General features: G+C 60.0%; 15 protein-coding genes and 1 tRNA gene. 10 read left to right on the forward strand and 6 right to left on the reverse strand.

Translation table 11 applies throughout. The annotated features are described in order from the left end of the window. Nucleotide 1: 1 nt before the first annotated feature. Nucleotides 2-718 (forward strand): response regulator transcription factor, encoded by a 717-nt coding sequence (locus H8S56_RS00225; protein WP_187517503.1) that lies wholly within the window; start codon nucleotides 2-4, stop codon nucleotides 716-718. On the opposite strand, the gene H8S56_RS00230 is transcribed toward H8S56_RS00225, so the two are convergent. After that, nucleotides 705-1742, reverse strand: coding sequence for an AraC family transcriptional regulator (locus H8S56_RS00230; RefSeq protein ID WP_187517504.1), 1038 nt, complete (start codon nucleotides 1740-1742; stop codon nucleotides 705-707). The two genes, H8S56_RS00225 and H8S56_RS00230, sit on opposite strands and share 14 nt — an antisense overlap. Before the next feature lie 8 nt (nucleotides 1743-1750). Beyond that, a complete protein-coding gene (locus H8S56_RS00235) occupies nucleotides 1751-2665 on the reverse strand; it encodes a GGDEF domain-containing protein (RefSeq protein ID WP_187517505.1) in 915 nt (304 codons plus the stop codon). A gap of 394 nt (nucleotides 2666-3059) precedes the next feature. Here H8S56_RS00235 and H8S56_RS00240 point away from each other — a divergent pair, with 394 nt between their 5' ends. From H8S56_RS00240 to H8S56_RS00265, 6 genes are all read left to right on the forward strand, one after another. Beyond that, on the forward strand, nucleotides 3060-5576 hold the full coding sequence (locus H8S56_RS00240) for a TonB-dependent receptor (protein WP_187517506.1): 2517 nt from the start codon (nucleotides 3060-3062) through the stop codon (nucleotides 5574-5576). 63 nt (nucleotides 5577-5639) lie between these two features. After that, entirely contained in the window at nucleotides 5640-7562 is a 1923-nt protein-coding gene (locus H8S56_RS00245) for a phytase (protein ID WP_187517507.1), read from the forward strand. Nucleotides 7563-7649: 87 nt separating this feature from the next. Then, nucleotides 7650-8348, forward strand: coding sequence for a protein TolQ (tolQ, locus tag H8S56_RS00250; protein WP_187517508.1), 699 nt, complete (start codon nucleotides 7650-7652; stop codon nucleotides 8346-8348). A gap of 9 nt (nucleotides 8349-8357) precedes the next feature. Then, nucleotides 8358-8804 (forward strand): protein TolR, encoded by a 447-nt coding sequence (gene tolR, locus H8S56_RS00255; RefSeq protein ID WP_024684914.1) that lies wholly within the window; start codon nucleotides 8358-8360, stop codon nucleotides 8802-8804. 5 nt (nucleotides 8805-8809) lie between these two features. After that, entirely contained in the window at nucleotides 8810-9670 is an 861-nt protein-coding gene (locus tag H8S56_RS00260) for an energy transducer TonB (RefSeq protein ID WP_187517981.1), read from the forward strand. An 11-nt stretch (nucleotides 9671-9681) separates the two neighbouring features. After that, the gene (locus tag H8S56_RS00265; protein ID WP_187517509.1) at nucleotides 9682-9966 is read left to right on the forward strand and encodes a hypothetical protein; all 285 of its coding nucleotides are present in this window, start codon (nucleotides 9682-9684) and stop codon (nucleotides 9964-9966) included. Nucleotides 9967-10111: 145 nt separating this feature from the next. Here H8S56_RS00265 and H8S56_RS00270 read toward each other — a convergent pair whose 3' ends face one another. Next, entirely contained in the window at nucleotides 10112-11737 is a 1626-nt protein-coding gene (locus H8S56_RS00270) for an NADP-dependent glyceraldehyde-3-phosphate dehydrogenase (RefSeq protein WP_187517510.1), read from the reverse strand. Nucleotides 11738-11909: 172 nt separating this feature from the next. Here H8S56_RS00270 and H8S56_RS00275 point away from each other — a divergent pair. The 3 genes from H8S56_RS00275 (at nucleotide 11910) to H8S56_RS00285 (ending at nucleotide 14213) form a co-directional block, all read left to right on the forward strand. Continuing rightward, nucleotides 11910-11985, forward strand: a tRNA-Asn gene (locus tag H8S56_RS00275). 186 nt (nucleotides 11986-12171) lie between these two features. After that, the gene (locus tag H8S56_RS00280; RefSeq protein ID WP_187517511.1) at nucleotides 12172-13533 is read left to right on the forward strand and encodes an MATE family efflux transporter; all 1362 of its coding nucleotides are present in this window, start codon (nucleotides 12172-12174) and stop codon (nucleotides 13531-13533) included. A gap of 32 nt (nucleotides 13534-13565) precedes the next feature. Continuing rightward, the gene (locus H8S56_RS00285; protein WP_187517512.1) at nucleotides 13566-14213 is read left to right on the forward strand and encodes a TetR/AcrR family transcriptional regulator; all 648 of its coding nucleotides are present in this window, start codon (nucleotides 13566-13568) and stop codon (nucleotides 14211-14213) included. A 20-nt stretch (nucleotides 14214-14233) separates the two neighbouring features. Here H8S56_RS00285 and H8S56_RS00290 read toward each other — a convergent pair whose 3' ends face one another. From H8S56_RS00290 to H8S56_RS00300, 3 genes are all read right to left on the reverse strand, one after another. Further along, entirely contained in the window at nucleotides 14234-16927 is a 2694-nt protein-coding gene (locus tag H8S56_RS00290) for a glycoside hydrolase family 3 protein (protein ID WP_187517513.1), read from the reverse strand. A gap of 44 nt (nucleotides 16928-16971) precedes the next feature. Continuing rightward, nucleotides 16972-17214, reverse strand: coding sequence for a hypothetical protein (locus H8S56_RS00295; RefSeq protein ID WP_024695066.1), 243 nt, complete (start codon nucleotides 17212-17214; stop codon nucleotides 16972-16974). A gap of 625 nt (nucleotides 17215-17839) precedes the next feature. Next, nucleotides 17840-19519, reverse strand: a complete 1680-nt coding sequence (locus tag H8S56_RS00300) for an AMP-binding protein (RefSeq protein WP_187517514.1) — start codon at nucleotides 19517-19519, stop codon at nucleotides 17840-17842. Nucleotides 19520-19567: the final 48 nt, after the last annotated feature.

Below are 19567 nucleotides of genomic sequence, written 5' to 3' on the forward strand. Positions count from 1 at the left end.
CATGAATATTCTGGTCATCGAGGATCATCCTGACATCCATGACAACCTGCTGGAGTTTTTCGAGCTGAGAGGGCATGCAGTCGAGGGCGCGCTGGATGGGTTGAGCGGGCTGCATCTGGCGGCGTCGAAGCGTTTCGACGCGATCATTCTCGACATCATGTTGCCCGGCATCGACGGCAATCAGATCTGCCGCAGCCTGCGCGAATACTCGCAATCGGAGGTCGCCATCGTGATGCTCAGCGCCCGGGACGAACTGGAAGATCGCCTGCTCGGGTTCAAGGTCGGGGCGGACGACTACATCACCAAACCTTTTGCCATGTCCGAGGTGCTGGCCAGGATAGAGGCCGTGGTCGGTCGTCGTCAGCGCAAGGACAATCGCCTGATGGTGGTGGCCGATCTGGTGTTCGACCTGGACACCCTGGAAGTCTCTCGCGCCGGTCTGCCGTTGAAGCTCAATCCCACTAACATGAAGCTGCTGGAACTGTTGATGCGCAAGAGCCCGCATATCGTCAAACGCGCTGAGCTGGAGCAGGTTCTGTGGGGACGGGACGGGCAGAAAAGCGACAGCCTGCGCAGCAACATTCACACCCTCAGGCGCGTGCTGGACAAGGACTTCAGCACGCCGCTGCTGCACACCGCCCATGGTCTGGGTTACAAGTTGTGCGAGCAGCGCAGTGTGGATGATGTAGCGGGCAAGCCGGCGGTCAATCGAAACTGAACAGCCGCTGGATCAGTGTCGGCGTGCTACCGGTCCAGCGTTTGAAGGCACGACGGAAGTTCGCCGGATCGTTGAAGTTGAGGTACTCGGCAACGGCCTCGTTGCTCATGCCCTTGATCTGGTAGAGGTACAGCGCGACGTGTTTGCGGGCAAGATCATGTCGGGCCTGAAAGCAGGTGCCGTGCTTGTGCAATTTGCGCTTGAGCGTCGCCGGGCTCATGGCGAAGGCCTGCGCCACGTGCTCCAGGCTGGTCGCTTCACGGACGGTGTCGGTCAAGTGCTGGTGCAATCGGTCCAGCAGGCTGGCGCACATCCCCAGTGCGTCGAGTTGCGCAGACGCCTCCTGCTGGGCGACCTGCGCTGCAATGGGGGACGCGCCGGGCCATGGGCGTGTCAGGTAATGCCTGGGCAGTCGCATCATGTCCAGCGGCCGGCCGAAGGCCGTATTTTCCCCCAGATTCACCCAGTACTGCTCAACATAGCGCGGCTCTTGATGGCTGAAGCTGCACTCCCACGGCAAGCGCTCGCCACTCAAGTGCTGACTCATGGCAACGATCGAGGTCGTCGCTGCCTCCAGCACAAACACGTGTTGCTCGCCTGCGCCACAGCTGTCCAGCCAATACAGATAGGCGAAGTGCTCGTCCAGCTCCAGACGTGGCGTCAGCACAGGGCTGAGCAGGGCGCGTTGCCGAATCAGGATCTCCAGCGCCTGATGCAGGTTCTGCGCATGGCGCAGCGCATGACTGGCTGCGCCGTAGTGCCCCGGGAACAACCGCTGACCGAACAGAAAACTGGTGTCATCGGCCTCCATCTGCCGCTGTGCGTTGCCGATCAGCACGAAATACTGTTGAGGACTGAGACGTGTCTTGCCCGCCACGATGTCTTCGTAGAACAGACCGGTGCCCTTGAGCAGCCGATGGCTGTCGAGTCCGCGCGACAGGGCCAGGTCGATCAGCGTGGCAGGCTGATAATGGCCTGGAATGAAACGGCTGTCGGCTTCGTACCAATCGCTCTTGATGGTCACAGCAGGCCTCAGGCGGAGCGCGTCATGGGGCGTCGGGCACGGGCCAGCGCCAGGTTGAGACGCCTGAGCAGGTTGTCCGGCGTTTCGTTGATGGCCATGACCACGGCGACACTGGCCGACAGGTGCAGCCGCTCACCCTGCAGTCGAGTCTTGTGCGCCAGGCTGGCAACCGCCTGTTGCAGTTCCAGCGCAATCAGTCTGGCCTGACTCTCGCCCGTATTGGGCAGCAGCACCACGAACCGATCGCCCGCCAGACGACAGAGCAAATCCTGACGTCGCAGGTTCAAGACCAACAGGTGGCTGAGCGCCGACAGCACTTCATCACCCTCGGCATGGCCGTACGCATTATTGATGGCGCTGAAGTTATCGATGTCAACGGCGAGCAGTGACAGGGGTTGTTGTTCGGTCAGGCTGTCTTCCAGGCTCAGGACCAGCTGGCGCTTCAGGTAATCCGCACTGCCCAGCGGGGTGAGTTTGTCGTACAGACGATGCTCGCGAAAGCCGCGTTCGCGCTTCTCCATCTGCGCGTTGATCGCCAGTTGTTCGCGATGCCAGTGATAGATGCCAATGGTCAGCAGGATCAGGCCAACCGGCATCGGGCCGGACTCCAGCCAGTGATCCCACTCGATCTCGCTGGGCAGGCGGATGAACTCGTCCAGTGCGTCGATCCACCACGAAAAGAACACACAGCTCAGGCCGATCGACAGGTAGTTCGTGACCCGACCCGCAGGTCGACTCTTGAACACCAGAAACAGCCAGGCGAGGGACAACAGCGCCGAACCGCCTTCACCAAGGATGTCCAGCCACTTCCATTCGCTGAAATACTTGATGTCGCCGAAGGCCAGGAACGCCAGCAGGCCGAGATTAGACGCAATCAGCAGAACAGCGAGTTTCCAGCGGTGCGGTTGGATGATCCTGAACATGGCTGGCGGTGCTCCTGAAGTGCTGACTGTCGGCCAGCAAAACAGATGCGCATGACACTTGCGTGACGGGCGACACCTGCGCAATAAGGTCGAATCAGCTCATGCCCGTTGCGCAGTATTTTGTGCCGAGGCAGCAGGCTGCACGTCGCAAAGCCTGTGTTTTCAAGCGCTGCAAGCATCGTTACGGTCTTCCGGCAAGTCGCGCCGGGCACAGGGTGCGTTGTTTTTCGAGGTCAGATCAGCTCATTTCCCTATGAGTTGCCCCCTTGAAACCCTTCTTTGCTACGAATCTGCGCCCATGTGTCACAGAAACGTCATTGCGCGACTCTAGCTTGCGCCTCCAGTTGCCGGGCCGATTTGCCTGGGTCGTCGGGATTTCTGGGGGAGTATTCACATGTACATACGCCGCAGCAGGGCTCAACTGGTTGGCTTTACCTTCAGCGGGCTGGCATTGGCCATCGCCGGTGAACGCGTGCAGGCCGCCGACGTGGACGCCACCGAGCACGTTCAAGTGGTGGGGCAGGCGGCCAGTATCGACAACGCGCTCAAGGAACAGCGCAGCTCCGACAGCATCAAGAGTGTGGTGCATGCCGACGGCGTGGCGCAGTTGCCTGACCAGAACGTTGCCGAAGCCGTGCAGCGCCTGCCAGGCATCAGCGTCGAGCGCGATCAGGGCGAAGGGCGTTTCGTGACCGTGCGCGGCCTGGCACCGGACCTCAACAGCGTGACCATCAATGGCACGCTGGTGCCCGCGCCGGAAAGCGGCCGACGTGCCGTGGCGCTGGATGTACTGCCGGCCGAACTGGTGCAGTCGCTGTCGGTGATCAAGACCCTCACGCCAGACATGGATGCCAACTCGCTGGGCGGCACGGTGGATGTCGAGAGCCTGTCGGCGTTCGATCACAAGGGCCTGTTCTATACAGGCAGCAGCGAAGCCAGTTATGACAAGAACACCCGCCAGACCAGCCCGAAGTTTTCCGGCGCGGCGAGCAACCGGTTCAGCCTCGGCGACGGCATCGACAACTTCGGTGTGGCGGCTGCGTTGAGCTGGCAGAAACGCGATTTTGGTTCCGACAACGTGGAGACGGGCGGCGCCTGGGATGGGGCGCGTTTGCAAGAGTTCGAGCAACGCGATTACGACATCAGCCGCGAGCGCGCCGGTGGCGGCCTGAACTTCGATTACAAGCCCGACGATGTCAGCAACTATTACCTGCGCACCCTGTACAGCCGTTTCAAGGACGATGAAGTCCGTACCACCAACGGTTTTGAGTTTGCCGATGCACAGGCCGCAGGCCAGACCGGCGACGCCGAAGGCACGCGTAAGCTCAAGGCGCGTACGGAGACCCAGGAGATTCAATCCTATGTGTTTGGTGGTCAGCGCATGCTCGGACTGTGGACCCTCAGCGGTCAGGCCGGTTACAGCGAGTCCAGTGAAGACAGTCCAGGCCACATCGCCGGGGCAACCTTCACCGGCAATGATGATTTCTCGAACAGCGGCTTTTACGACCGCGACAAACCACGGCCGATTGTCAGCTCTGCGTTCTACGATGATTCCAACTTCACACTGGACAAGGTCGATTGGGAGAAGCAGAACACCAAGGACACTGAGAAGAACCTGCGTCTGGACCTGGCCCGCGATTACGATGTGAAGGGCTACGCCTCGCAATTCAAGTTCGGTGGCAAGGTAAGCCGGCGTGACAAGACCAACGACCTGGAGGTCTGGAAGTATCAGGATTTCGGCGATCAAGGCCTCAGCGATGATCAACTGAGCCTGACGCAGTTTCAGAAAGGCACGATCGACTACCGGCTTGGCAACTTCGGCAGCGGCATCAGTCCCGGCGCGGTCAAGGGCCTGATTGGTGGCCTGAATGCGGCAGACGCTTATGATCAGTCTGAATCCCGTGCCAACGATTTCGACATCAGCGAAGACATCAACGCCGGTTACTTCATGAACACGCTGGATGTGGACAAGTGGCGCTTCATCGCCGGGCTGCGCTATGAAGGCACCGAGATGAGCGCCAAAGGCACCGGCGTGCGCGACGGGCAGTTCGAGACCAGTGACACCCAGCGCCGTTATCACCACTGGCTGCCGGGCCTGCATGCGCGCTATCAGGTGGACAAGAACACTCAGGTGCGCGCCGCGTGGACCAAGACTGTGGTGCGTCCGACCTTCGGGCAACTGGCACCCGGTTTCGTGATCGATGACGACGAAGCCTCCTTCGGCAACCCGCAGCTCAAGCCGCTGGAATCCAGCAATCTGGACCTGGGTATCGAGCACTTCATGGGCCGTGCCGGTACGGTGTCGGCGTTCGTGTTCTACAAGGACATTCAGAACTTCGTCTACAACACCGACCTGGCCGGTACGGGCCAGTGGGCGAATTTCTCCGAAGCCAACACCTTCGCCAATGGCGACAAGGCCAAGCTGTACGGACTTGAGCTGGCATATTCACAGAAGCTCGACTGGCTGCCTGCGCCCTGGAACGGTTTGCTGTTGGGCGCCAACGCCACCCTGAGCCGCTCCGATGCCAGCATCAACGGTTTCGACCAGAGCACCGGCACCAACCGCAAGCGCGATATCGACTTGCCGAGCCAGTCGAAAACCGTTGGTAACGTCATGCTCGGCTGGGAGAACGACAAGCTCAGTCTGCGTCTGTCGGCCAACTACAAATCGTCCTACCTCTACGAAATCGCCGCGATTGGCGACAAGGACCACGACCAGTACGTCGATGCGCAAACCTTCGTCGATTTCAGCGCCCGCTACTCGCTGACCAAAAACCTCAAGGTCAGCTTCGAGGCGCAGAACCTCACCGACCAGCCGTACTTCGTCTATAGCGGCCATCGCGCCTACAACGGCCAGTACGAAGAGTACGGCCCGACGTACAAGGTTGGCCTGACCTTTACCCATTTCTGATCGATTCGGCCGCGCCGTTGTAGTGGCGCGGCCGTGCGGGCTCATTCAAGGATTCGACCGTTGATGATGATTTCGGTATTACCCAAAACCCTTTGCCTGACACTGCTCTCGGGCCTGATGGCCGCTGCCGCACAGGCCTCGCCACCGCTGGACCTGACCCTGACACGCTGGGCCGAAAACGAGCCGTTCAAGGCGCAGTCGCTGGCCTTCATACCGGGCAGCGAAGGCACGCAACGCCTGGCAGCGAGTATCAAGAACGGCCTGTTGCTGCTCGATGAGCAAGGCCTGCAACGGGCGCAACTGCAAGGTTCCTTTCAAGGACTGGACAGCCGCGCCTCAGGCTCGCAGGTGCTGGTCGCGACGCTGGACAATGCCCGGCAGCAGGCGATGCTGACCCGACTGAATGCCGACAGGCGCGGTTGGTCGAAGCCCGTTTATTTGCCCGCGCGCGACTATTCCGTAGCCGGTCTGTGCCTGTACCGCGACGAGGCCAGCAACCTTTTTGTCTTTCTGATCGGCGAAGAGGGCAAGGGCGAGCAGTGGCTGGTGGGCGCAGGTGATCAGCTCAGCGACACGCCACGGCTGGTGCGCAATCTGCCACTGCCGCCCAACGCCGAGTTCTGTCAGGTCGACGATACGGCGCATCAGTTGTATGTCAACGAGCAGAACCTCGGCTGGTGGACCTACCCGGCGCACCCGGAGGCGGATGTCATGCGCCAGCCGGTCGCGTTGCGTGAGCCGTTCGGCGAGATCAAACAGGCTGCCGGAGCCATGGCCATCGTTCCCGGCGGCTTGCTGGCGCTGGACCCCAAGGGCAAAGCGCTGCACCTCTATCAGCAGCAGGCGCAGGGCTGGACGCCGGTGGGCGAACTGTCACTGATGAACCTCAAGAAGCCCGAGGGTCTGTCGGTGAACCAGGGTAAGGAAGGGTTGCAACTGCTGGTCAATGACAACGACGGCGAGCGGCTCTATCAGGGCACGCTGGGCTGGACGCCAACGCCGGTTGCCGGACCGCCAGCGCTGCCAGTCGTAGCGCCAACCGCGCAGACCCAGCCGGTCGCACGCCAGGGCGATGCCGCCGATGATCCGGCGATCTGGGTGCATCCACAGAAACCGGCGTTGAGCCGCGTACTGGGCACCAACAAGAAACAGGGCCTGCTGGCGTATGACCTTAGTGGTAAACAGTTGCAATCGCTGCCGGTGGGGCGTTTGAACAACGTGGATGTGCGGCCCGGCTTCATGTTGGGCAAGCACAAGGTCGATCTGGCGGTAGCCAGCAACCGTGATCGCAATAGCCTGAGCCTGTTCAGCATCGACCGTTCAACGGGCGAGTTGCGCGAGGCGGGCGAGATCCCGACACCGCTGGCGGAAATCTACGGCGTCTGCCTGTTCAAGCCAGCCAGTGGCGAGCTGTATGCGTTCGCCAATGGCAAGGACGGCAGCTTTCTGCAATACCGCCTGAGCGCGCCGGACGGCAAGGCGCAGGGCGAGCTGGTGCGTCGCTTCAAGGTTGAAACCCAGCCGGAAGGCTGTGTGGCGGACGATCAGCGTCAACGTCTGTTCCTCGGTGAGGAAGACGTAGGCGTTTGGGAAGTGGACGCCCGTGCTGACCAGCCTGCAACCCTGTCCAGCGTGATCAAGGTCGGCGATGTGCTGCACGCAGACGTCGAGGGGCTGGCGTTTTATCAAAGCGAGCAGCACGACTATCTGGTGATTTCCAGCCAGGGCAATGACAGCTACGTGGTGGTCGATGCCGAGCCGCCGTATGCCCTGCGCGGCGCATTTCGGGTCGGACTCAATGCGCAGGCCGGGCTAGACGGGACTTCTGAAACCGATGGCATCGAAGTGACTTCGACCCCTCTGGGCGGTGCCTGGAGCCGCGGCATGCTGGTTGTACAGGACGGCCGCAAACGCATGCCCGAGCAGGCGCAGAACTTCAAATTCGTACCTTGGGCCGATGTGGTGAAAACCCTGTCGCTGCCGTAAGTCGTTTGTCATCGAACGGTGATAGACAGTCGATTCATACCGCGTGCCGACCGCCATTGGCCGGCACTGCAAGACGAGGAAAACCTGATGCACGCCACCCTGGAACACATGACCCTGTGGAGCCTGATCAGCGATGCCAGTCTGCTGGTCAAGGCCGTGATGCTGACCTTGCTGCTGGCTTCGTTGCTCAGTTGGTATCTGATCATCCAGCGCAGCCTGGCGCTGCGTCATTACGAGCGTACGCTGGACCGTTTTCAGCAGCGCTTTCGCAGTGAAGTTGACCTGGGACCGCTGTATGCGGCACAGGACCAGGACGATGGCGTCGGGCAGGTGTTTCGCGCCGGTTATGCCGAGTACGTACAGCTCAAACAACGTCCCGATGCCGAGCCGGAAGCCGTGTTGTCAGGCGTCGAGCGTTCGTTGCAGGTGGCGATCAGCGAACAGGAGCTGCAACTGGAAAAGGGGCTGCAATTTCTCGCCACGGTCGGCTCGGTCAGCCCTTACATCGGCTTGTTCGGCACGGTCTGGGGCATCATGAACGCTTTCATCGGCCTGTCGCAGGTGCAGCAGGCCACGCTGTCTACGGTCGCGCCGGGCATCGCCGAGGCGTTGATCGCCACGGCCATCGGTCTGTTCGCGGCGATTCCTGCGGTCATCGCCTATAACCGTTTTGCTGCGCGTGGCCATACGCTGGCGGCCCGTTACTACAGCTTCGGCAACGAATTGCAGGTGCGCCTGAACCGCGTTCTGCAGGCCGCGCCACGGACCATGGCCGCTGCGGCCTGAGGATTTGCCATGCTGGTCAAACCGCAACGCAAACACGGCCCGAAAGCCGAAATGAACGTGGTGCCTTACATCGACGTGATGCTGGTGCTGCTGGTGATCTTCATGGTCACGGCACCGATGCTGACGCAAGGCGTGAAGATTGAGTTGCCCAAGGTCGCCAGCGAAGCGCTTGCCAGTGATACCAAACAGCGCATCGTGACCCTGTCGGTCAAGGCAGAAGGTGGCTACTACTGGAACCTGGGAGAAACCGTCGACACCCATGCGCAGACCGACACTGCGGCCAGCCTTGAAGACATGCAGGGACGCATCGCGCAACTGGTGGCAGAGCGTGCGGATACCCAGGTGTTCATTCGAGCCGATGACAAGGCCGATTACGGGCGTGTCGTCGCTGCCATGTCGGCCTTGCAACGCAGCGGCGTCACGCAGTTGGGGCTGGTGACCGAGGCTCCGCAATGAACGCCATGATATCAATGCCCCTTCACTGGACTGAATCTCGCCCCGAGACTTTGAGCTGGCCCAAGGTACGCCGTCACGGGCTGGCGGTGGCGGTTGCATTGGCCCTGCACGGCGTCGTGCTGGCGGCATTGATGCAGGGCTGGGTTGCCGGGCAGAAACTGCCGGAGCCCGTGAAAACCCTGACCACGCAGTTGCTGATTTTGCCGCCTGCTCCGGCGCCTGTCGCGCCAGTGCCTGAGCCGGTTGTTGCGGTGGTTGAGCCTGCTCAGGCAGCGGTGCCTGTCGCAGAGCCTGCACCGATTGCCAAGCCAGTCGTCAAGCCGGTCGAAGTGCCCGCGCCGCAGCCGGACACGCAGCGTCAGGCGCGGCAGATCGAACAGGCTGCACTGGCACGCAAGCGGGTCGAGGAGCAGAAGCGTGACCTCGAGCAGCGCCGTAACGAGCAGCAGAAGAGGGCCGTTGAGCAACAGAAACTGGCCGAGCAACAACAGTTGCAGGACCAACAGCGCCTCGCCGAGCAACAGCGTCAGCAGGCAGAGCAGGCCAGGCAATCCGCCGAACGCGCTCGACAGTCACAACAGGCGGCGGCTGCCGACAGCAGTCAGTATCAGCCGCTGAGCAAGGAGGCCCCGGATTACCCTGAGCGTGCGCTGGACAAGGGTATCGAAGGCGATTGCACGGTGATCTACGACGTCTCGCCCCAAGGGCGCGTCGTCAATCCGCAGGTGCAGGGCACTTGCCATCCGCTGTTCATGCGCCCGTCAGTGGCGGCTGCCGAGACGTTTCGCTATCAGCCACGCATCGTCGACGGCAAGCCGGTGACAGTGTCCGGGGTGAAGAACACGTTTCATTATCGGATCAAGTAATGGAGCGGGCCATGCTGAGCAGCCATGTTGCAGACACACAGCTCCCGCCCAATTTGGTTTCTTCATTGGGTTACAGGTTGTTTGATAAGAAGCGGCTTGCCGACGATGAAATCATTTCAGTCGCTGATGGGGCTGCGCAGCAGCCCTTGATCGCATCTGATACACCGCATGCGCTGGCCTTGCTGCCGGTGCCCGGCAGATCGCCGGCAAGCCGCCTCCCACCGTTTGCACTGAGTCGGCAGACGGTACTTTGTCTGACGAGTGTCGGCTTCGCGAGGTCGTTCTTGATAAGGTGAACGCGCCATATTCCGGTCTTGCGACGATTGACCGGAAAGGCGGGAGAGGTTGGCGCGCAGGGTGCTGTTTATCGTGTCAGGGCAGCCAGGGCGTCCCGTTTTTTACGCATGCGCCGCGAAGACGGCGCATGCGGGTATTAAGGCCTCAGAAGATATAGTCGGTGCTCAGGAAACTGGACTCTCGGTTGCGAATGATGTCGCTGACCAACTGTTTGTTGCTCTCCTGAAACTTCGTCGCCACCAGCGTGCGGATCGAGAACACGCGCAAGGCATCGTGAACCGACAGCGTGCCCTCGGCCGAGTTCTTACGGCCGTTGAACGGGTATTTGTCCGGACCACGCTGGCACTGGGCATTGAGATTGATGCGGCCGACCTGATTGGCGAACGCATCCACCAGCCGTCCGACCTGCGCCGGGTCGTTGCCGAAGATACTCAGTTGCTGGCCGAAGTCTGAATCCAGGACGTAATCAATCACGGTCTCCAGGTCACGGTAGGCGACCACAGGGACCACCGGACCGAACTGTTCTTCGTGATAGACGCGCATCTGGGGGGTGACCGGGTATAGCAGCGCAGGGTAGAAAAAGGTCTCGCTGACCCGTGCGCCGCCGTTGTTGATGATCTTCGCGCCTTTGCCCAGCGCATCGGCCACCAGGCCTTGCAAGTAATCGGTCTTGCCGGGCTCGGGCAACGGCGTCAGCGAGACACCTGGGTCCCACGGCATGCCGTGTTTGAGCTGGGCCAGCTTTTGCTGGAATGTTTCCAGAAAGCGTTCAACCACGTCTTCGTGCACGAAGAAGATCTTCAGCGCCGTGCAGCGCTGGCCGTTGAAGGACAGTGAGCCTGTGACCGCTTCGCTGACCGCGTTGTCCAGGTCCACGTCGGGCAGGACGATACCGGGGTTCTTGGCGTCCAGCCCCAGCGCCGCACGCAGGCGGTGCGGGCGTGGATGAAGTTTTTTCAGGTCGCTGGCGGCCTTGTTGGTGCCGATGAACGCGAACACATCGATCATGCCGCTGGCCATCAGCGCGCTCACCGTGTCGCGCCCGCTGCCATAGATCACGTTGATGACCCCGGCCGGGAAGCTGTCACGGAATGCCTCAAGCAGCGGACGGATCAGCAGCACGCCGAACTTGGCAGGCTTGAACACCACGGTATTGCCCATGATCAGCGCGGGAATGAGCGTGGTGAACGTCTCGTTCAGCGGATAGTTGTAAGGCCCCATGCACAGCGTGACGCCCAACGGCACGCGGCGGATCTGCCCGAGGGTGTCCTGCTCCAGTTCGAAGCGACTGGAACTGCGGTCGAGTTCCTTCAGCGCATCAATGGTGTCGACGATGTAATCGCAGGTGCGATCGAATTCCTTTTCCGAGTCCTTGAGGTTCTTGCCGATTTCCCACATCAGCAGATTGACCACCGCTGTACGCTGCTCGCGCATGCGTTTGAGGAACGCCTCGACATGCTGAATGCGCTCTACAACGCGCATCATCGGCCAGCGGCCCTGACCTCTGTCCCAGGCGCTGACCGCTGCGTCCAGCGCCGTCATCGCAGTGGCGGCGTCCAGCAGGGGCGTACTGCCCAGAATCACCGGCTCAAGGCCGGTGTGACTTCTTATGCACACCGGGCTGCGCACCGGTGCCAGCGGACCGTTCCAGGTTCTCAGTTCTCCGTCGACCAGATAATCACGCTGCTCGATGGGCGCACCAGGGCGATAAGGCTCGGGAATGTCATCAAGCGTGGGAAAGAGCGTTTCAAGATGGTTATTGAGCGGCATCTCTTTTACCTCGAATGGGAGTGCGGCAGGAGAAGGCCAAATACACTACGCCACCTATGACGCAGGAATGAACCCGTCACTCGACGAGCGCGCGTTCTTTCATCAGACGTTTAGCAAAAAAATTCATGCGCTCGCTTGACTTCGTTTTGTGAATCAGTAACATAGCGCTCATTCCGCGATAGCTCAGTTGGTAGAGCAAGTGACTGTTAATCACTGGGTCCCTGGTTCGAGTCCAGGTCGTGGAGCCAGACAAGATTCCCGAGAAACAACGCTTTGGAATCACACAAAAAACCCGCCAATATGGCGGGTTTTTTGTGTGTGCCCGTTTTTGGCATCGGTGGGATGAGCGCAGTCCTGACGAGGGCGTTTACCGCAATAGAGTCGTTAGCCGGCATGCTCCGGTCTTTTTACCTCAGCCTGTTCATAGGAGCGCAATGGCTCAATCCGGCGCGACATTTACCCAAGGCCCCATCCCGCTTCACATCATGGCGACGGCCAGTACCAGTGCCTTGAGTCTGTTCGCGGTGTTTCTGGTCGACATCCTGACGCTGGTCTACGTCTCCATGCTGCACGACCCCGTGTTGCTGGCGGCTGTTGGCATTGCCAAGGTGATGATGTTCGTCAATATGTCTCTGGCGAGCGGTTTCATCATTGCGGCCACTGCGGTGTTGTCGGCGCGTATCGGTCATCGGGTGACCAAGTCCGTGGCGCGGCTCTGCGCCAGCTTGATGCTGATGATGCTCGTGCTATCTGCACTGGCTGCGGCGCTGCAGTTGGCTTTGATGATGCCGATGACCCATTGGCTTGGCGCTGACGCGGCGGTTTACGAGGCGGCGCGCGGGTTCATCTGGCTGGCGCTGCCCGCGACGGTGTTGCAAGCGGTGATGCAAATGTCGGCGCAGATGCTCAGGACCGTTGGCGATAACCGTCGTGCGCTGGGTGTGGTGCTCTCAGGTGCCGCGACGCTCGCGGTGGCTGATCCGCTGTTCATCTTCGGGCTCGGTCTGGGGCTGAAGGGCGCAGGGCTGGCGTTCGCGCTGTCTGGTTGTGTGTCTGCCTGCGTGGGCCTTTACTGGGTGCGCAAGCGGATCGGCATGACCTTTTCTCGCAATCTGAAGCTGTTGCGCAATCACGCAGGCCGAACCTTCAGCCTGGCGCTGCCGGCCATGGCCGCCAATCTGGCGACGCCGGTGGGGCTGGCTTATCTGGTCGCTTCGTTGTCCGCGTTCGGCACTTCGGCGCTGGCCGCCATGAGCGTGATGGATCGCGTGCTGCAATTTTCCTACTGCGCCTTTTTCGCATTGCCGGGCGCGCTGGCCCCGATACTGGGGCAGAATATCGGAGCGCAGCGGGATGACCGGGTCCGCTCGGCCATCGTCTTTACCCGCAGGCTGGTGGTCGGTTACGGGGCGGCGGTCTGGCTGGTGCTGCTATTGTGCAGCGGCGTCATCGCCGATCTCTACCAACTGGAAGGCGAGGTTCGCACGTTTTTTTTGAGTTACTGCAGGTTGGGTGGCGCGCTCTGGGTGATCATCGGCCTGGACTTTGTGGCGATCGCGGTGTTCATGACCATGGACCGTTCATGGCTGGTGGCAGTCTTCGCCTGGCTGCGTGCGACAGTCGGTACGGTGCCGTTCGTGTACGTCGGCGCTCACTGGTTTGGCGGCAGCGGCGCGGTGCCGGGCATGTTCACGGGTAACGCCGTGGTCGCCCTGATCTCGATATTCACCGCATCAGTGACCGCAAAGCGGTTTTTCACCCGCAGGGCCCAGGCTGCAGGCGCTGGGAAACATTGAAGACACATCGGCTCAAGGTGTTATCAGGTTTTATGTCAGAAAAATCAGGGAATGAATCCGAAGAGGCGGTGCAGCCCAAGCGCCGCCGTGCACCCAAGGGGGACATGCGCAGAAAGGCCCTGCTGGACGCGGCCACGATCATCTTCGCCCGCAACGGCTATTCGAGCGCTTCGATGCGTGATGTGGCGACGCTGGCAGGGATCACCACCGTGGGTTTGCTGCATCACTTTCCCAACAAGCAGGCGCTGCTGAGTGCGCTGCTGGAGCGTCGCGATCAAAGGGTTGTGTCCAGATTTCAGGACCTGACCACAGAGCCGACGCTTGAAGGTTTTCTGAAGTTCATCAAATTGAGCATGAGTTTCAGCATCGAGGATGCGGCCGAGTGTCAGGCGGCGTTGCTGATGAATACTGAAAGCCTTTCACCCTCACACCCGGCCTGGTCCTGGCACAACGAGCGGTTTCATCTGACCCACCAGCATGCACGTGGTCATTTGAATGCGTTGAAAGCGGCGGGGGAGATTCGTGCGGATATCGACGTGCAAGCTCTGGCCCAGGAGATATTCTCGGTCATGGACGGCTTGCAGATTCAGTGGCTCAGGTGCCCTGAAGACGTGGACGTGATGGCGGTTTTCGACGTTTACGTGCAACGCCTGGGAAGGGATATAAAAGCTCATCAGTGAGCCTTTAAGGACCTACACCCTCAGTATTTCTGTGAAGCCGACACCTGCACTGCCTTGCGCAGCGGCAACGGCAGCGGGTTGCTGTCGCGGGTGGTGAGTGTTTCCGGGAACAGCGTGCTCAGGGTCTGATTAAGCGTCAGATGTTCCGAGTCCGCCCCGACCAGAATCTTGTACTTGCCAGCGTCCACATCCCAGCTTGCCGTCTTGTCCACGTAATAGGCCAGCGAACGCGAGTCGATCGGGATGCTGACCGTCTTGCTTTGACCCGGTTGCAGGTACACCTTGGTGAAGCCCTTGAGCTCTTTCTCCGGGCGATCGACGGCGGGTTTGACCGGCTGCACGTACAGCTGCGCCACTTCGAAACCAGCCTTGTCGCCGGTGTTGGTCAGGGTGAATTTCACGTCCACGGTGGAGCCTGGCGTCAGCACGTTGCTCGACAGCTTGAGGTCGCTGTAGCCGAACGTGGTGTAGGACAGGCCGTAACCGAACGGGTAGAGCGGCTTGGCGTGCTTCTTGTCGTAACCGCGATAGCCCAGGTACAGGCCTTCACTGTAGGTCATTTCAGTCAGTGCCTTGTCGCCACGGTAAGCGGCCGGATCGGGGTAAGACGCGTAGCTCGGGTTGTCCTCGATCTTCTTGTCGATGGTGATGGGTAGCTTGCCTGACGGGTTGACCTTGCCGAACAGAATCTCGGCCAGTGCCTGACCGCCTTGCTGGCCGGGGAACCAGGCTTGCAGCGTTGCGCCGACCTTGTTGGCCCAAGGCTGCATGTTCGCCACGCCGCCGCCGTGCATTACGACGATGGTGTTGGGGTTGGCCTTGGCCACGTAGCTCACCAGTTCGGCCTGCTGGTCTGGCAGGTCGAAACCGTGGTCAGAACCTTCGCCTTCGTTTTCATAAGTGCTGCCCGTGGCAACGACCACCGCATCGTAGGTCGACAGATCCTTGGGAGGACGCAACGAAGCCCAGCTCATCTGCACGCCGGTGATGCCACCGAGAGCCGGGATGAAGTTGCCCTGCACGCGTTGGTATTCAAGCTTGACGGTGTACGACTTGCCCGCTGTCAGGGCCGCGGTCTTGCCCGAGGTTGTGAGTGCGTTTACCACATCCGATGAGTAAGGCACGCCATCGCTTTGCACCACCAGCTCATCATTCACCCACAGTTTGTAAGGGCCGTCTGCACGCACTTTGAAGACCTGCGGGCCGGAAACCGTCGGTTTGATCACCGATGTGAAACGCGCCGAAAACGCGCCGGCAGCCGGGCTGAAACCTGATACAGCCGTGGTGCCTGCATCGGTGATGTTGGTGCCGGTGGTCCAGTTCAGGTTCACGCCAGGCTCGACGCGAGTCAGGACAGGGTCGCCCGAGAAACCGGTGTTGGAAAAGTACTCGGCCTTGACCCCGGAATTGCTGATCCCGTTGTTGCCGGTTGCCGGCTGATACCAGGCCGAGCTGGCCGGATTCAGGCTCAGTTCGGGCAGATAGGTCACGTTGGCGCTACTGGATGCCAGTTGCTGCAGACCGCTCAGTTCAGTCACGTAGCTGTTGGGCGGCGAGTTGGCGGTGCCGAAGGGCGAGGCGGGCGCGTCGTGTGCCCAGTTGCCGATGACCGCGATTTTCGCCGTGCGCGCCAGTGGCAGCAGTGGTGTGCCTGCAGCGGTGTTTTCGTTGCGCAGCAGCACGATGGATTCACGCGCCGTGTTCAACGCGGCACGCATGCCGTACTCGGGATGATCGAGCGTCTTGGCGGTGTTGAGGTTTTCCTGGAAGTCGTAGCTGACAACCGCGCGCAGGTTGCGCTTGACCTTGTCATCGATGACGTTCTGGGTCAGTTGACCGCTCCACAGGTAAGGCAACAGGTTGGCTTCGGTAAATTGCAGGCCGGAGGGCATGTCGATATCGGTACCGGCCCATGCACCTTTGAACGCGTCATGAATGGCGTTGAAGTCGCTGATGACCGTGCCTTGATAACCCCACTCACCCTTGAGCACCTCGGTGATCAAGTGATGGTTTTCACAGGCGTAGTCGCCATTGACCTTGTTGAAACCGCACATGATCGACGCGACATTGGCGTTCTTGACCATCGACTCGAAACCCGGCAGGTAAAGCTCGCGCAAGGTGCGTTCGTCAGCGATCACGTCGACGGCCTGACGGTTGGCTTCCTGTTCGTTGGCCAGGTAATGCTTGCCGCTGGCCTGAATGCCTTGCACCTGAATGCCGTTGACGATGGCGGGTGCCAGTACTGCACCGAGGAACGGATCCTCACCGCTCACGTACTCGGCTGAACGGCCGTTGTAGGGCGTGCGATAAAGATTCACGCCTGGCGAAAGCATCTGCTGTCCACCGGATATGCGGGTTTCATAGGCAATCGCCAGACCGAATTCCTTGGCGCGGTTGATGCTCCAGGTGGCCGCCAGTGCAGACTGCGACGGGTACTGTGCGCCGAAGGTGGCGTTGTTGACGTGCACGCCCATGGACGAGTCGTAGGCCACCGTGCCCTTGATGCCCCACTTGGGCAGGGAAGGGATCATGTGCCCGTCGTTCACGCGGGTGAAGTTGATCTTTTCCGACGTGTTCATGTTGTCGAGGATCGAACTGACACGTGCCTCGACTTCATTGCCGGTGGCCGGGGTGACAGCAGCCAGCGCCAGATTGGCCTGCATGACGCTGAAGGTCAGCAGGCTGAGGCGCAGACTCTGTTTGAGCGCTGACAAGGCAAGTGTTTTCCTGAGGCAAGACGCGGAGAGGTCGGACGGGTTCACGGGCGTTGCTCCTGTGCCGGAGCGTCATCGGTATCGACGGGAGCATCCAGCAAGGCGGCAGCCCCGGATTTTTTTGATGAGTTGATTGTGTTCGCGCCGGAAATCTGGTCGCGTGTGGCCTCTACTTGCAGTCGTACATGGGCGTCCGATGTTGCAGTGTTGGCGGTGGGCATTGAATCCGCCGCGAGTGCGGACAAACTTTGCGCGCACAGAAGTACAGCGCCTAAAACGGGCAGCATTGATCTGATCATCAATGGGATCTCGATTGATGGTGGCAGGGAAACAGTCTTGGGTTGTCGCAGCACTCTCGCTGCCGACAGGACAATAAGTCCGGAAAGAAACGTAGAAGTTCAGCTTTTTATAAAATATTCCGGAAGTGCAATTTATTAAATGATGCCATTTGGCTACAGGGTGGTCTGTGTGGTTTTTTTGGACAGTCAGGCCGTTAGGGCAAAGCGTAATTGGCTTATATGTTAGCGCTTTATATCGTTTTAAATTAATAAATCACAATAAAATTGCTACTATTTTGATTTAATAGCTATTATTGGTCTTTATGGTAAACCTAACTGTGATTAGGTTTAAAGGCCTGATAACCTGTGCAGCCTGTATGAGAACCCTCAGGAGTTGTTGTCAGGTAAAAGGCTCTTGACGTTAACGTTTAATGCTCACTCAACAGTATTAATGCATGCGTCAATAACGCTTAAGTGTGTGTTTAAATAAATAGTCACGTCGGACACGTCATATTTTTATCTGCAGTTCACACGTGAAAAATTTACTTTTTTAAAGGCGGCTTTTTTGTGACTGACGAGTTTTTGCGTTTGAAGAATCATGTGCCGAACGATGCAGCGCCCGTTCGGCCTGTTTTCAATGCTTCCCGTGGCCTTCAGCGAGATGCAGCACACTCAGTTCCCGCATTTTGAATTTCTGCACCTTGCCGGTGACGGTCATGGGAAAACTGTCGACGAACAGCACATGCCTGGGCACTTTGAAATGTGCCACCCGTGGGCGAAAGAACTCACGCAGTGCCTGCTCGTCCGTTGCGCGTCCCGGATGCAGCCTGATCCAGGCCACCAGTTCTTCGCCGTAGCGCTCGCACGGGATGCCGACGACGTAGGCTTCAGCCACATCGGCATGCTGCAGCAGCAGTTCTTCGATTTCACGCGGGTAAATGTTCTCGCCGCCCCGAATGATCATGTCCTTGCTGCGCCCTACAATCGTCACGTAACCGTCAGCGTCCATCTGCACCAGGTCGCCCGTGTGCATCCAGCCCTCGGCATCAAGGTCTCGTGCCGTGGCCTCGGCATCCTGCCAGTAACCCAGCATGACGCTGTAACCCCGCGTGCACAGCTCGCCCACCTGACCGCGTTCCAGCGTATTGCCGGCCGCATCGATGACCTTGTGTTCCAGATGTGGCTGAGTGCGCCCGACGCTGCTCACGCGCAACTCCAGCGGGTCGTCATTGGCTGTCTGTAATGACACGGGGCTGGTTTCGGTCATGCCATAGGCGATCTGCACCCCGCTCATGTGCATCTGGTCGATCACCTGACGCATGGTTTCGATGGGGCAGATGCTGCCCGCCATGATCCCGCCCTTGAGGCTGGACAGGTCCAGCGTCTGTCGTTCGGGCAGGTCCAGTTCCTTGATGAACATGGTCGGCACGCCGTACAGGAACGTCGCCCGTTCCCTGGCTACCGCTTCCAGTGTCGCCACAGGCTCGAAGGAAGGTGCCGGGTAAATCATTGTCGCGCCATGAGTGAGGCAAGCGAGGTTGCCCATTACCATGCCAAAGCAGTGGTAAAGCGGCACCGGAATGACCAGCCGATCCGTAGCGCCCAGGCCAAGGTTATGCCCGACCATATAGCCATTGTTGAGGATATTGCGATGGCTCAGCGTGGCACCTTTTGGAAAGCCGGTGGTGCCCGAGGTGTACTGGATATTGATCGGGTCCTGCGCGTTGAGGCTGGCGGCGCGCCGTTGGAGTGCGTCAGGGGGTGTTGAGTCTGCAAGCGAAGGTAGCGTGTGCCAGGCCAGCATGCCGGGCGGCGGGCTGTCGGCCAGGCTGATGACACCGCGCAGGTCCGGCAGGTTTTCACTTGTCCAGCGCTCAGGCGGGGTGTTCAACAACTGCGGGACGACTTCCACGAGCATGGCGTGGTAATCCGATTCCTTGAAGCAGTCTGCGGTCACAAGCCAGGAGCAGCCCGAGCGTTGCAATGCGTAGGTCAACTCAGCGGTGCGATAGGCCGGATTGATATTGACCAGCACCGCGCCGATCTTCGCGCTGGCCAGTTGCGTGATGCACCATTGCGCGCAATTGGGTGCCCAGATGCCGACCCGCTGACCCCTTTCGACACCTAGGGTGAGCAGTGCGCGAGCCGCCGTATCGACCTCGCGCCCGAGGTCGCGCCAGCTGTAGCGCACCTGTTGGAAGGGCACGATCAGCGCATCTTGCTCTGGCCAGCGCATGACAGCCTCTGACAGCGCAGTACCTATGGTGTGATCAAGCAGGGGCGGGTGTTGCACTCCAGCGCAATAGCTCAGCATGTCGCATCCTCGGTCTTTTTTTTGTTGAGATGTGATGACTGCGTATCT

Source organism: Pseudomonas triticifolii (genome assembly GCF_014358015.1).
Classification (GTDB): domain Bacteria; phylum Pseudomonadota; class Gammaproteobacteria; order Pseudomonadales; family Pseudomonadaceae; genus Aquipseudomonas; species Aquipseudomonas triticifolii.

Coding starts and splice junctions, on each gene's coding strand:
- H8S56_RS00225 (WP_187517503.1), top strand. CDS start 2: ATGAATATTCTGGTCATCGAGGATCATCCTGACATCCATGACAACCTG.
- H8S56_RS00235 (WP_187517505.1), bottom strand. CDS start 2,665: ATGTTCAGGATCATCCAACCGCACCGCTGGAAACTCGCTGTTCTGCTG.
- H8S56_RS00240 (WP_187517506.1), top strand. CDS start 3,060: ATGTACATACGCCGCAGCAGGGCTCAACTGGTTGGCTTTACCTTCAGC.
- H8S56_RS00245 (WP_187517507.1), top strand. CDS start 5,640: ATGATGATTTCGGTATTACCCAAAACCCTTTGCCTGACACTGCTCTCG.
- tolQ (WP_187517508.1), top strand. CDS start 7,650: ATGCACGCCACCCTGGAACACATGACCCTGTGGAGCCTGATCAGCGAT.
- tolR (WP_024684914.1), top strand. CDS start 8,358: ATGCTGGTCAAACCGCAACGCAAACACGGCCCGAAAGCCGAAATGAAC.
- H8S56_RS00260 (WP_187517981.1), top strand. CDS start 8,810: ATGATATCAATGCCCCTTCACTGGACTGAATCTCGCCCCGAGACTTTG.
- H8S56_RS00265 (WP_187517509.1), top strand. CDS start 9,682: ATGCTGAGCAGCCATGTTGCAGACACACAGCTCCCGCCCAATTTGGTT.
- H8S56_RS00270 (WP_187517510.1), bottom strand. CDS start 11,737: ATGCCGCTCAATAACCATCTTGAAACGCTCTTTCCCACGCTTGATGAC.
- H8S56_RS00280 (WP_187517511.1), top strand. CDS start 12,172: ATGGCTCAATCCGGCGCGACATTTACCCAAGGCCCCATCCCGCTTCAC.
- H8S56_RS00285 (WP_187517512.1), top strand. CDS start 13,566: ATGTCAGAAAAATCAGGGAATGAATCCGAAGAGGCGGTGCAGCCCAAG.
- H8S56_RS00295 (WP_024695066.1), bottom strand. CDS start 17,214: ATGCTGCCCGTTTTAGGCGCTGTACTTCTGTGCGCGCAAAGTTTGTCC.
- H8S56_RS00300 (WP_187517514.1), bottom strand. CDS start 19,519: ATGCTGAGCTATTGCGCTGGAGTGCAACACCCGCCCCTGCTTGATCAC.